Raw genomic sequence first — 13344 nt, forward strand, 5'->3', positions numbered from 1 at the left:
CGAAGGAGCATTATATGAGCAACACAAACGGCGGTTCGGTAGGTAAATGTCCAGTTATGCATGGTGGGCAAACATCTACAGATAAGTCGGTGATGGATTGGTGGCCGAATGCCTTAAACTTAGACATCCTGCATCAACACGACTCCAAAACCAACCCATTTGGCCAGGACTTTAATTACAAAGAAGAACTGAAAAAGCTAGATGTCGAAGCACTTAAAAAAGACTTAAAAGAGTTAATGACTGATAGCCAAGACTGGTGGCCTGCCGACTGGGGACATTACGGTGGTTTAATGATCCGAATGGCATGGCACGCAGCGGGTAGTTATCGTATCGCGGATGGACGTGGCGGCGCTGCGACAGGCAACCAGCGTTTTGCTCCTCTCAACTCTTGGCCAGATAACGCAAACCTCGATAAGGCTCGCCGCCTTTTATGGCCCATCAAGAAAAAATATGGCAACAAATTAAGTTGGGCCGATCTGATTGTCCTTGCCGGTAACATGGCGTATGAATCCATGGGCTTTAAGACCTTTGGTTTTGGCTTTGGGCGAGAAGACATTTGGCATCCCGAAAAAGACACCTACTGGGGTTCCGAGCAAGAATGGTTAGCCACAAGTGACGCTGATAACAGCCGCTATTCTGGTGAGCGAGATTTAGAAAATCCACTTGCCGCAGTAATGATGGGGCTTATCTACGTCAACCCAGAAGGGGTGGACGGGAACCCAGAGCCTCTCAAAACAGCACATGACATGCGTGTGACCTTTGCGCGAATGGCAATGAACGATGAAGAAACTGTCGCGCTCACAGCGGGTGGTCACACGGTCGGTAAGTGTCATGGTAATGGTGATGCCGCAAACCTTGGTCCAGAGCCCGAAGCAGCAGACGTTCATGAACAAGGTCTTGGCTGGATTAACCACAAAACACGTGGCATTGGCCGTGACACGGTAACGAGCGGCATTGAAGGTGCTTGGACGACACACCCTACACAATGGGACTACGGATACTTCCACCTACTATTTAAGTACGATTGGGAATTGAAGAAGAGCCCAGCAGGTGCGTGGCAGTGGGAGCCAATCGACATTGAAGAAGAAGACAAGCCTGTCGATGTTGAAGACGGTTCTAAGCGCTACAATCCAATCATGACTGACGCCGATATGGCGCTCAAAATGGACCCTGAATATCGCAAGATTGCAGAAAAGTTCCAAAATGACCCAGCGTACTTTGATGACGTTTTTGCTCGTGCCTGGTTTAAGTTGACACACCGCGATCTAGGACCAAAATCATGTTATTTCGGACCTGATGTGCCAAGCGAAGATCTTATTTGGCAAGATCCAACGCCTGCAGGTAAGACAGACTACGATGTCGATTTAGTGAAAACAAAAATCGAAGCAAGTGGCCTATCCATTAGTGAGCTAGTAAGTACGGCGTGGGATAGTGCGCGTACTTACCGTGGCTCTGACCGCCGAGGTGGTGCAAATGGTGCGAGAATTCGTTTGGCTCCGCAAAAAGATTGGCAAGGAAACGAGCCAGAGCGTCTAAGTCGTGTTCTTGCTGTGCTAGAAAAAATAGCAGCAGAAGAGGGCTGTAGTGTTGCTGACGCTATCGTGCTTGCTGGTAACGTAGGTATTGAACTGGCTGCGCGTGCCGCAGGTCATGATGTTTCCGTACCATTCGCGCCAGGCCGAGGTGATGCCACCCAAGAGATGACGGATGTTGAATCGTTCGAAGTTCTTGAGCCTGTTGCTGACGGTTTCCGAAATTGGTTGAAGAAAGACTACGCGGTTAAGCCGGAAGAGTTGTTGCTCGACCGAGCGCAGCTTATGGGTTTGACAGCACCAGAAATGACGGTACTCATCGGTGGTATGCGCGTTCTAGGCAGTAACTACGGTGGTGGAAAAGAGGGCGTATTTACTGACCGAGTAGGCACTTTGTCGAATGATTTCTTCGTGAACCTTACTGACATGGCATATACGTGGAAACCAGTGAGTGCTAATCAATATGAAATCCGTGATCGTAAAACCGACGCTGTGAAGTGGACGGCAACCCGTGTGGATCTTGTCTTTGGTTCAAACTCGATTCTACGTTCATACGCAGAAGTGTATGCGCAAGATGATAATCAGGAAAAATTCATCCACGACTTCATCGCTGCATGGACGAAAGTCATGAACGCCGACCGTTTTGACTTGTAATAAGTCAAACGATGCAAATCGGTAGATGCGTAAACAAAGTTAATGAATAAGTAAGAGAGGCGGGCGCAAAGCTCGCCTTTTTCTTTACCTGTCTTTTTACTTTGATTGAAAATTGAGCTCATTTGAGCCATAATGACTAGACCATATGAACTATAGGAGCTTGATATGGCAACTGCAGCATTAAAAAGCTTTAAGCCGAAACAATCTCATAAAGCCAATTTCTGGTTTATGTTGGGTATTGAAGACGCCGAGACAGGTCGCACTGATGCGGTTCACAAAGGTTTTGAACCTAAGGTGTATCGCAATATTGTTGAGCGTGTGAAGCTATCTCAAAATGAGTTTCAAAACGTCACATTGATACCTGTCAGCACGATCAAGCGTCGTCTAAAAAACGATGAACGCTTCAATACGCAAGAAAGTGATGCGATTTATCGATTAGCGATGTTATTAAAACTCGCGACAGAGCTGTTTGACGACGAAGAACGCGCGCTTGAATGGATGAAAGAGAATGTTTACGGCTTAGGTGGAAAAAGGCCGCTAGACATGGTCTCGACCACGGTGGATTTTGAAATCGTGAAAGATTTGATCGGCCGTTTAGAGCACGGGGTATTCTCGTAATATGAAGCTCTATCGTCTCACACAAAAGAAATTTGCTGACACGCCATTCAGCCCCGTTGGCGCAAAGTTATTTGGAGGGCGATGGAATTCAAAAGGAACCGAAGCCCTCTACTTCTCTGAATCGGAATCCCTTTGCTCGTTGGAAGTGTTTGTTCACGTAAACAACGATCCTGCTATCACCAAGTTGTACGATTTATATCGTATCGAAATGCCTGAATACCTCATCGCCACCTTAGATGAAGAAGATCTCCCAGTGACGTGGCGAGCAATACCGGCGAGCGAGTCTACGCAATACATTGGTGATCAGTTTCTCAATGATCCTCACCCTGAGTTTGCCGCGCTGCAAGTGCCTTCAACGATTTCACCTCGTGATAAAAACTACGTGGTGAACCCAAATCATCCCAAAATGAAAGAGATCATCAAGAAAGCTGAAAAGCTTGATTTCGCGTTTGACCCGCGCATTTTCAAATAGAGGCGTTGGCTTTCTCTTGCTCTAAAATATTCAGCGCTTACCTGAGATAAGCGCTGAAGCATAAAAGCTTATTTTCTTGGTTATTGTCGGTCGTAAGTGAACTGTTGAGTTTCATTCGTACTGCTGTGGTAATGCCCAAGCACCAACTCAGCACCTTTGTAAGATAAATGGCTGTCATCGGTATACATGGCGTTGTTCGCACCAACTTTCATTCGACATACGCCATTTCTGCAAATGGCATCGGTCAAGTCGACAAACTCAACGTGCTCAAATTGATCAAAGTAGTTCACTAACTTCGCCACGTTTTGAGGGTGATGTCGCTTGGGAGAGAAATCGCATGCGGACTCTTCCGTCTCGCCAAACAAACGCGCTTTCCAAAGGCATTCACCCACCGCAAACGGTGCAGAAGGCGTTGGGCCGAAAACGACCACTTCTTTCCCTTCCAGTTCATTCAACAATCCAGTTAATGATGCCTCATAATCTGCTTGTGAAAGCTCTTTATTGAAGTTGGAAGAGATAACGACGCGACGAATAGAAGGGGTACGCAAAATGGTATCGACTGCCTGTTTGAAGAACTGTCGGCAAGAAATTGAGCCAGCAGCTTCGAGGATGTCGACATAACCGACCGCACAGGAATCTTGAGTAAGTTGCACCACGCCAGTTGGTGTTACTTCGGACAGACGCTTCACGTAAACCATGCTGTGACTATTGCCTAACACAGCAATGGTGGGCTGCGGCGCAGACGAGCACACATCGTTAACGTCGGTGTTGCCGTTGCAATCTAAACCGTAACCGTTGTTAACGCGCATGGCCTCGAAAAATGCACTTCTTTCTGGAAAACCACCGTTTTGATGACCAATAACGCCGAACGTCAGCAAGGGCAGCGTCAACAACACAACAACCGCAGACACAGTGCGCATGCTCATGGCTTTTCGGCTGCGGAACGGCTTTTCCACAAAGCGCCAAGTGAAGTAAGACAGTACAAAAAGAGCGGCAATGTAAAGCGAGATATTGACGTCTTGAGTTGCGTCCAGCATGTAGCGGTAAAACACAAATAGCGGAATATGCCACAAGTACAAGCTGTAGCTGATTAAGCCAACGAACACAACCCATTTTAGGCTCAGTAATCTACCGCAGACATTGTCTTTTGAGGCAAACAAAATCACTAACGCGCTACCGATGACCGGCACCAGCAAAGTGATACCCGCGCCATCTTGCGATTTTTCAAACAAAAGTGCAGAGGCCAATATCAAAACGATGCCAATGGTTGCCAGCGTATCGTTGGATTGAACTTGAGCTTTTCTCATTATTAATGCGAGTAATGAACCGGTTGCCAGTTCCCAAGCACGAGAGAAGATCATGTAGAAGGCGAAATCAGGATCGTTGCTCGCATAGACAATAGTCATCAAACTCAGCGCAAATACCGCGATGAAAAAAGTTAGGTAAAACGCGTTTTTGCCACGAGCGAGTAGCATGAGTAGCAAAGGAATGACAATGTAGTATTGTTCTTCAACGCCCAAGCTCCAGGTGTGAAATAGCGGATTGGCTTGATCTTCTAAACCGAAGTAATTGTGACCTTTTAAATACAGAAGAATGTTGGATGAAGAAAGTATAGAAGACACTGCGAACTGACCAACGTCTTTGTGTGCTTGTGGCAAAAACAGCCACCAAGACATCAAATAGCTGACGGCAATCACCACCAGTAGCAGGGGAAGTATGCGGCGAATGCGTCGCTCATAAAAATCACCGAGGCTGAACTTCTGGTTTTCCAAATCGTTAATCACGATGGTGGTGATCAAATAGCCGCTGATAACAAAAAATACGTCGACGCCAATAAAGCCACCAGCGAATTGCTCAACTCCTGCATGAAACAAAATCACCAACGTGACAGCAATCGCCCTTAATCCGTCCACTTCCGCTCTGTAAGTCATATTGTGTCCCTCCAACATTCCGTTTAACGAAGTAGAGCAAAATATGAACCAGAAATAATATTGCTTTAAATCAGCACCTTAAATTGAGTGTCAAAATGAAAAGGCTGGGGGAAATAACGAATTCCCAAATTGAATTTCAATATGGAAACCCCAGAAAGAGTGATGTTAAGAAGCGCTAAATCAAAGAACGTAAAGCGCGAGGCTCTTAGACTTCATTGAAAATGATAACGCTAAAGAAACAATGACAGAGAATACGATTCAGGAAAAAATTGCCAGCTTTACTTGTATCGAAGAAGCGTTGGATTACTTCGAAATCGAGTTTGATAGCCGATTTATCGAAAACAACCGAACCGAGTTGGTTAAGAGATTTAATGGCTACTTAATCCTCACTAAACCGGATGATTGGTTTTCAGGCCGCCGCGCACTGAAAAATGCCTACTGTAAAGTACAACGCAGTTTACTAAGTAAAACGACGCGCTCTGCGTGCCGAGGTTGCACATCTTGTCAAAGACGTTAATTCTTGGTGGCTTAGCCTAAAAAAGAACCCTGCATCTTGGCGTCACAGGGGGAAGAGCAAGGTTCTTTTGGGTTAGCTATTGGTTTGTCGCGAGTTGCGAATCGGCTTTACGTAGATGAGTTAACCCGCGTGATAAGCAGGGTAGTCCACTAAGCCTTTTTCACCGCCGCCGAACAATGTGGCAGGGTCATGTTCTGCCAGTGGATAGCCATGCTTGATGCGGCTTGGTAAGTCTGGGTTTGCAACAAACGGACGACCAAAACCGATCATGTCGGCTAAACCACTTTCAATCGCGTGTTGCGCCTTTTCTGCGTTGTAACGACCGGCATAGATCAGTGTGCCTTTATACGCCTCACGAACTGCGGTTTTAAAGTCGTGCGGAGTGTCTGGCGCGTCATCCCAATCCACTTCTGCAATGTGAATGTAAACCACATTGAGTTTATCAAGCAGCGCAGCAGCAGCGGTGTAGGTGTCGACAGGTGTGCTATCAACGGTGCCGTTTAACGAAGTGAATGGTGCAAGGCGAACACCAACACGCTCTGCGCCAATGGCTTGCGTCATCGCTTCGACCACTTCACCAAGAAAACGCAGACGGTTTTCAATTGAGCCGCCGTATTCATCAGTGCGGTTGTTCGCTTCAGAATCGATAAACTGGTTAACCAAGTAGCCATTTGCTGCATGAAGTTCGACACCATCAAACCCAGCTTTTATCGCGTTTAATGCGGCTTGGCGGTATTCTTCAATAACATTCTTGATGTCTTGCTTGGTCATTTCACGTGGCTCAACCACGTCGACAAAGCCAGGTTCGTCTGTGCCATTGTCGATAAATACTTTCACGTTTTCTGCTTTAAGCGCAGAAGAAGAAATAGGTTGCTCGCCGCCGATGTTGTCAGGATGAGTCACACGACCAACGTGCCATAATTGCGCGAAGATAACGCCGCCTTTCTCGTGCACTGCATCAGTTACTTTTTTCCAGCCAGCAATTTGTTCTGGGCTATAAATACCCGGTGTCCACGCGTAGCCTTGCCCCATTGGTGAAATTTGCGTGCCTTCAGCAACAATTAATCCCGCTTCGGCGCGTTGAGCGTAGTAGGTCGCCATCATGTCGTTAGCGACATTACCCGGTTGAGAGGATCGAGAGCGCGTCATCGGAGGCATGACGATGCGGTTTTTTAATGAGAGAGAGCCAAGTTGAATCGGTTGAAATAATGCGTCTGTCATAGAAAACCTCGTTATTGTTTAGTTTGAATCAGTTCGATTGGGTAGCCGTCGGGATCTTTAATGAAGGCGATGTGCGTTTCTCCTCCTTTCATTGGACCGGGTTCGCGAGTGACGTTGCCACCAAGCGCTTTGATTTTTTCGCAAGCTGCGTAAATGTCTTCACACCCAAGCGCCATGTGCCCGAATGCGTTACCTAAGTCGTAACTGCCGGTATCCCAGTTATAAGTTAGCTCGATGGTCGCGCCATCTGGTTGATCAGGGCTACCAACAAACACCAGTGAGTAACGGTATTCTTGGTTTTCAAAACGATCCAAAACGCTCATACCCAGAACTTTTGTATAAAATTCGATAGATTTGTCTAGGTCAACAACACGGATCATCGTGTGGAGAAACTTCATAAGTCGCCTTTCATAACGTTGCGTAATCACGATGCAAACCTTATCGCCACTCTAAATAAACTGGAAATTATCGTTAATTATGAAAATGATTATTTAACGTTATGGATAATGAGGTTGTTGGCCCTACAACGTGCAAACAAAGATTACTCGCCGTTTCTTTTTGATAATTGGCATATGCTAATTACTCTTTTTACAAGCTGAGTACTTAACATGTCCGCAAACAGTCACTTTCATTCCACTCACGAATCTCATTATCAATGTGCGGTTTGTTCTTCAATCGATGCAAATCCTAACTCTTTGGCTGTGAACTACCAGTGCCTAGCCGATGGTTCTGTTGTCGGAGAGTTTCACGTTTTACCGCGTCATCAAGGTTACACAGACCTGTTGCATGGTGGTATTGCGAGTTCGCTGCTCGATGGTGCAATGACGCACTGTTTGTTATTTAGAGGCATTCAAGCCCTTACCGCGCAGTTGGATGTGCGCTACCATGCACCTATTGAGCTAGATGAGCACGTCACGATTACTGCACACTGTGAAGGTGAACGCCGCGGTATATACCAATTGGTGGCTCAATTGCTGGTCAATAATGCAGTTAGAGTGACGGCAAAAGGGAAGTTTATTCGTCCTAAAGAGGCGTAAATAAAAACTCGTTCTACGGAGAGATAATGAAGAAATTTGATGAGTTGTACGCAATTGCGACGAGAAAATCTCAATATGACCAAACCAATACTTGGTTTAAAGGCGTAGAGACTTATCTGGAGGCCATTGGCAAAGAAGTCGATGAAGTCCGTGAAGAGATTCGTGAGGACCGCCTTTGTCATTTGGAAGACGAGTTAGGCGATGTGTTGTGGAACTATCTTAACGTATTAAAAGCGTTGGAAAGAGAAAAGGGCATAGATCCTGAGAAAGTACTCGAAAGAGCCTGCACTAAATACGAGCAGCGTGTATCTGCGATTGAATCGGGACGCAGTTGGGATGAGGTTAAACAGCAGCAGAAACAAGCCTTGAACGCGGAACATGAAGCCACGCAGTTAGAGACCATGAAGAGCCAATAACTGCGCGTGATATTATTTAAGATGCGGCGGAATGGGGAAGCCTGATCAATCCTTCGTGCTATTGACCAACAGCAGGTCACAAGGCGGTTGATCAAGTAACGTGTCTACAGTGCTGCCAGACCAAAATTGGGATGACATGCTTCGCTTACATGCGCCCATAATCAGAATTGCCGCTTGTGATTGCTTAACTGCTTTTGGTAACGCCGTTTCAGGGTTTCCTTCTGGCAGCAGTAGTGGTACTCGAGTTAACTTTTGCGCAGTAATAAAGTCCGTAATGCCTGCTTTTTGGTTGCTCAAAATCTCTGCACGATAGCGAGACAGATAAGGCGCAACGTAGCGGCAGTAAACTAACGTCATTTTTCCGCTCAAGGTTTTTTCTAGCTTTGAGCCTCGCGATACGATGGCTTTATCTACGACTGATTTTGCATCTCCGCGATGAAGCGGATCTATCGCGCAAAGCATGTTGGCGTGAGAAGGCCATGAACGCTCACTTAATAGCAATAAATCACAATCGTTTTTTGCTAGCTCGGTGAGTAAGGTTTGAATGTCGTGCTTGTTAAAATGCCCCACGAGCAGTAAATCTGTGTGGTCGACAAGCCGTTTCGCGACTTGAGCAATCCAATGACTCCCTTTGAAATGCTCGTAAGAGAGTGTTGGCGTTTCAACTTCCTCTTCTCCACAAAGTTCGATAACGAAGTCTTTAAATTTTGATGTCCAAGCTTCAAACTCAGCTTGTCTCTTTTCTATATGGTCAGAGTTGAAACTAAGGAAATGCGCGAACGCGTGATCTTCACTCCGGCGGTGATCTTCCACCAATACCACGATGGGTTGGGCCAGCGCTGTCGCAAACTGAATCACTTTACGAAGCACCTTACGACTTGGTAAGGCGGCTTGTTGAGTCAGAAAAAATACTGGTGCCATTGATTACTCCATTATCAAACGAGGCAAATGCGCCTAATGCACACTAAAAGTTTATACCATCCCCTTATGCAAAGACGTTCTGTTTCTGCGAGCAAAATATAAATTCCGCAATTGTGCGTGCCATTGCCTAGAATTTTAACATCAGGATCTCATGCCTTTAGGTAATAGACATCGTGTTGACACTAACGTGATGCCCAAGGAAATCGGTGACAATGATGATAGATTCCAGCCAATTACAAATTAATCGCAAAGTGCCTCATTTGCTTGCCGAGATCATTAAAGCGATAGAGTCGACCGAAGACCTCAGTTTTTTGAAAGACTATCAGGAAGCGCAAATCGCGAACATTTTGGAGTCGGTCAACATTGCTTATCGTAAACGCGTGATAGAAGCAGTGCCGCCAGAGAAGTACTGGACGGTATTAAATTTGCTGCGATACGACACCGCCAAGCACATTCATCAATCACTCAACAAAGAGCTGCAACATGAACGCTTAGCGTACATCACGGATTCGGAACTGATCATCTTTGCAGACTTTCTACCGACCGAGTTTGTGGATGAGTACCTTATCGACCAAAGTGAAGAGTCGGTCGCGCACATTCAACAAGCGCTGTCGTATGAAGATAACAAAGTGGGGAGGTATGCCGAGCCGCATTTTTTAGTCGCAAATCCTAAAAACAGCGTAGGAGGCATCAAAACCGAGTTGTTAAAACGCGGACAAAGCCCGGTGCGATTGATCATCGTGCGTGATGTCGGAGGTGTTATTGGGACGATAGAACCTCAAATCCTGTTGCTGCATGAGAACCATACCAAACTCGCAGACTTGACCGTAGTCACGCCGATTCTGGAAGATATCCAAACGATTCAAAGCGTCAGTAAACAGGTCTCGATTGATGGTGGAGCGCATTGGTTTCCTATCATGGCTGGTGGCAAAATTATGGGCGTTTTGTCGATGGCGACCATCGCGATTACCTTGCGTGAACTCAGCCTACAAGCTGTAGTGGCAGAAAACGTACGAAGTGAAGAAGATTTGTTCACACCATTAACTGTGGCGACAAGGCTAAGAGCACTTTGGTTGGTGATTAACTTGCTGACCGCCTTTGTTGCCTCTGCCATCATTGGTATTTTTGATAATGTGGTTGAGCAAGTTGTAGCGCTTGCTATCTTAATGCCCGTTGTGGCGAGTATGGGCGGCATCGCAGGTAGCCAAACCTTAGCGGTGGCCATTCGGGGTATCGCATTGAACCACTTGCACCAAAGTAACTTGAAGCTATTGGTGAATAAGGAATTAAAAATCGCCACCATTAATGGCTTGATCATGGGATTAGTCATCGCGGGTGTCGTCTACATGGTGTTTGACTCTTGGCCATTGGCGCTTATTATCTGTTGTGCAATTTTCCTCAATAGTTTGGCGGCCGCGGCATCGGGTACGTTGATACCATTCACGTTGAAGAAGTTTAACATTGACCCCGCCGTGGCTGGCTCGGTAGTATTAACAACCGTTACCGATGTCGTCGGTTTCTTTGCGTTCTTAGGCTTAGGTGCCATCTTCTTGATATAGAAAGCCAATTGACGCGTTAACCTGATGATCCAATCTCTTCATTTCCCAACCCAATATTTTGGGCAAGTTTGATTCGCTCAAAATTCCTCCGTTTTCATAAACGCTGAACACGCCGTTTAAGCTTTCATTTCATCAATATTTTTCACTGCTCATTTCTATCCCAAAACTTTCGACTGCCGATCTCGCTTAACGCTGGCGTGCCAAATGCCATGCCAATTTCAAACGCCAGATGATGCCAATTTTCTTGGCTGTACACGCATTACTTCACTCAAACAAAAAAATAAGGAAAAGATTTTGAACAAACTCATCGTATTCACTGGTGGTCCCGGTGCAGGAAAAACCTCGGTTATCGAACAACTAAAAATACAAGGCTTTATCTGCGCGCCAGAAACTGGTCGTCTCGTGATACAAACGCAGGTTGCGAATCACGGTTCAGCATTACCTTGGAATGACAAACAAGCCTTTCGAGATGAAATGACAAAAGAAGAAGTGAGCAACTACCGATCTTTCAATGTCCGCCAAGGGGACGTATTTTTTGATCGCAGTATTGTGGACGTATATGGCTACAGCAAGTTGGAACAACTGCCAATCTCGCATGAGCTCATCGCGCATTGCCAGACGCTTCGTTATCATCCTCAAGTATTCATTTTTCCACCGTGGGCATCGATATTCAGTAACGATGAAGAGCGAAAACAAGATTTTTCTGAAGCGGTCGCCACGTATCAACAGATGGTCGATGCATACCACAAGTTCGGTTATCAATTGATCGAAGTGCCCAAAATGTCAGTCGAAGACAGAGTGGCGTTTATTCTCGACTCAGTCATCGAATAAGGCAGACAGATGAATAATGCAAACAAATGCGTAAGGCGATTGTGACCACGACGACAATATGTGTAAAGGGAGTTATTTATACTGGATAAAATTCAATAACTTAATTGAGTATTATGTCTTTTAAATATCTTACCTTATTGCTCGCAACGACGAGCATGAACAGCTTTGCTGATGTGGACCTGCCTTCGGGGGATGATTGGTTAAACCATGTGACAAATGGCCTAGCGCCATATTGGATGATGGAAAGCGCGCATGGGCAACCTGTGGGGAATTTTCCGACATTTCGTTGTGATAACGGTGTCATTCTCGACCCACAAAAGCCCTGTGAAGAATTAAACAAAGGGTGGATTAGGCCGCACTTCGATCGCGAATACACACGCATGAAATCGCGTCAAACTTACGCTTATGGCGTGCTTTTTCATCTTACGGGTGACAAACAAGCATTAGAGCTAGCCAAGAAAGGGGCTTATTACCTGATTGATCATCTACAAGATGAGAAAAACGGTGGCTTCGTGAGCTTTACGCGTAGTGGAAAACCGGGGATGGAGTGGCAACAGCGAACTTCTCAAGACCAAGCTTACGCCTTGGTGGGCTTGGCGATGTACTACTACTTGACGCAAGATCCAAAGGTTGAACAAGCACTTATCGACCAGCAAGCGTTTATATTTAAACAATACCGACGAAGCGATGATCGCGGTCTGGCGTGGGTTTTGAAAGATGGTGATGGGGAAAGTGAGAAGCAGCAAGAGTTAGTCGCTCAACTTGACCAAATTAATGGCTATCTGTTGCTAACGGCGCCACTTTTACCAGAGCCAGCGCAAGCCAAGTGGAAGCAAGATCTGCAATGGCTGACGCAAGTGATGCTGGATAACTACCACTCCGACAAAGAGCAGCGCTTTTATGGCGCGATACACCACAAAGCGGTAATGATGCCAGATGCGAAACACAATGATTTTGGACACACCATCAAAGCGTATTGGATGACGTATCTCACTGGTCAGTTGTTGGAGAATTACAATTGGACAGAGTTTGGTTTCAAAGGAATGAAACACACGCTTAAACAAGCGCAATACCAGCAAAACTTTGAGCAAGTCAAAGCGCTATTCTCACTAGAATGGCAGAGTAAATGGACGCAAGAGAGCATTCTTGCTTGGCAATCAAGACCGCACAAGCACTATAGCTCGTCTTGGGAATGGGCAGAACTCGATCAAGCGGCGATGACGGTTTCTCTTGTTGATGGTTCGATGAAAGAAACGCTTCAATACACGTTACCCACCTTTATGGACGTGTGGGTGGATCATCAGTACGGAGGTGTTGGTCTGAATCCTAAATCAACCAAAGCGTTCCATTGGGGGAATGGTTACCATCAGTTTGAACATGCGTTGGTCGGGTATTTGTACGCGCAACAAATGGCAAAACAGCCTGCCAAGCTTTACTACGCGCGACCAGCCGAGAGTAAAATGCCACTTAATCCATATTACTTTAACGCGGATATAAAAGCGTTTTCATCGCAAAGTGATGGAGTCACTACCGCAACGTTCACCAATATTCGACCATAACTTGGTCGATGATGGAGTGGTGGTTAAAGTCTGCGTGCAAACTAACAAAACCCAATGGTAAACTGCGGGTCTGTTT

The 13344-nt window shown here is 46.0% G+C and carries 13 protein-coding genes; 9 read left to right on the top strand and 4 right to left on the bottom strand.

Going from position 1 to position 13344, the window contains the following annotated elements; translation table 11 throughout:
• The first annotated feature begins 14 nt into the window (after positions 1-14).
• The 3 genes from katG (at position 15) to EX191_RS04925 (ending at position 3276) form a co-directional block, all read left to right on the top strand.
• Positions 15-2186, top strand: coding sequence for a catalase/peroxidase HPI (gene katG / locus EX191_RS04915; RefSeq protein WP_193447257.1), 2172 nt, complete (start codon positions 15-17; stop codon positions 2184-2186).
• A 165-nt stretch (positions 2187-2351) separates the two neighbouring features.
• Positions 2352-2804, top strand: coding sequence for a type II RES/Xre toxin-antitoxin system antitoxin (gene parS, locus EX191_RS04920; protein WP_193447258.1), 453 nt, complete (start codon positions 2352-2354; stop codon positions 2802-2804).
• Between the two features lies 1 nt (position 2805).
• Positions 2806-3276: an RES family NAD+ phosphorylase gene (locus EX191_RS04925; RefSeq protein WP_005376497.1), complete on the top strand. Its 471-nt coding sequence runs from the start codon at positions 2806-2808 to the stop codon at positions 3274-3276.
• An 80-nt stretch (positions 3277-3356) separates the two neighbouring features.
• Here the strand turns inward: EX191_RS04925 and EX191_RS04930 are convergent, their stop codons facing one another.
• Positions 3357-5207 carry an acyltransferase family protein gene (locus tag EX191_RS04930; RefSeq protein ID WP_193447259.1) on the bottom strand — a complete coding sequence of 617 codons (1851 nt, stop codon included), beginning with the start codon at positions 5205-5207 and terminating at the stop codon, positions 3357-3359.
• Positions 5208-5448: 241 nt separating this feature from the next.
• Here EX191_RS04930 and EX191_RS04935 point away from each other — a divergent pair, with 241 nt between their 5' ends.
• The gene (locus tag EX191_RS04935) at positions 5449-5724 is read left to right on the top strand and encodes a nitrogenase-stabilizing/protective protein NifW (protein ID WP_005498697.1); all 276 of its coding nucleotides are present in this window, start codon (positions 5449-5451) and stop codon (positions 5722-5724) included.
• A gap of 120 nt (positions 5725-5844) precedes the next feature.
• Here EX191_RS04935 and EX191_RS04940 read toward each other — a convergent pair whose 3' ends face one another.
• Positions 5845-6945, bottom strand: a complete 1101-nt coding sequence (locus EX191_RS04940) for an alkene reductase (RefSeq protein WP_140362023.1) — start codon at positions 6943-6945, stop codon at positions 5845-5847.
• A gap of 11 nt (positions 6946-6956) precedes the next feature.
• Positions 6957-7343 (bottom strand): lactoylglutathione lyase, encoded by a 387-nt coding sequence (gloA, locus tag EX191_RS04945; RefSeq protein ID WP_005481322.1) that lies wholly within the window; start codon positions 7341-7343, stop codon positions 6957-6959.
• A 210-nt stretch (positions 7344-7553) separates the two neighbouring features.
• Here gloA and EX191_RS04950 point away from each other — a divergent pair, with 210 nt between their 5' ends.
• On the top strand, positions 7554-7982 hold the full coding sequence (locus EX191_RS04950; protein ID WP_025626181.1) for a PaaI family thioesterase: 429 nt from the start codon (positions 7554-7556) through the stop codon (positions 7980-7982).
• 26 nt (positions 7983-8008) lie between these two features.
• Entirely contained in the window at positions 8009-8398 is a 390-nt protein-coding gene (locus EX191_RS04955) for a MazG nucleotide pyrophosphohydrolase domain-containing protein (RefSeq protein ID WP_031778662.1), read from the top strand.
• A 45-nt stretch (positions 8399-8443) separates the two neighbouring features.
• On the opposite strand, the gene EX191_RS04960 is transcribed toward EX191_RS04955, so the two are convergent.
• Positions 8444-9319 (bottom strand): universal stress protein, encoded by an 876-nt coding sequence (locus tag EX191_RS04960; RefSeq protein ID WP_025631890.1) that lies wholly within the window; start codon positions 9317-9319, stop codon positions 8444-8446.
• Positions 9320-9531: 212 nt separating this feature from the next.
• Between EX191_RS04960 and EX191_RS04965 the strand changes: the two genes are divergently transcribed.
• The 3 genes from EX191_RS04965 to EX191_RS04975 all read left to right on the top strand — a co-directional run bounded on the left by EX191_RS04965 (position 9532) and on the right by EX191_RS04975 (position 13268).
• Positions 9532-10878: a magnesium transporter gene (locus tag EX191_RS04965; protein WP_031821972.1), complete on the top strand. Its 1347-nt coding sequence runs from the start codon at positions 9532-9534 to the stop codon at positions 10876-10878.
• Between the two features lie 294 nt (positions 10879-11172).
• Complete coding sequence (locus EX191_RS04970) at positions 11173-11709, top strand: AAA family ATPase (RefSeq protein WP_069502110.1); 537 nt, start codon at positions 11173-11175, stop codon at positions 11707-11709.
• A 113-nt stretch (positions 11710-11822) separates the two neighbouring features.
• Positions 11823-13268: an AGE family epimerase/isomerase gene (locus EX191_RS04975; protein ID WP_193447260.1), complete on the top strand. Its 1446-nt coding sequence runs from the start codon at positions 11823-11825 to the stop codon at positions 13266-13268.
• Positions 13269-13344: the final 76 nt, after the last annotated feature.

Origin of the sequence: Vibrio chemaguriensis (genome assembly GCF_012275705.1) — a bacterium.
Lineage (GTDB): Bacteria > Pseudomonadota > Gammaproteobacteria > Enterobacterales > Vibrionaceae > Vibrio > Vibrio diabolicus.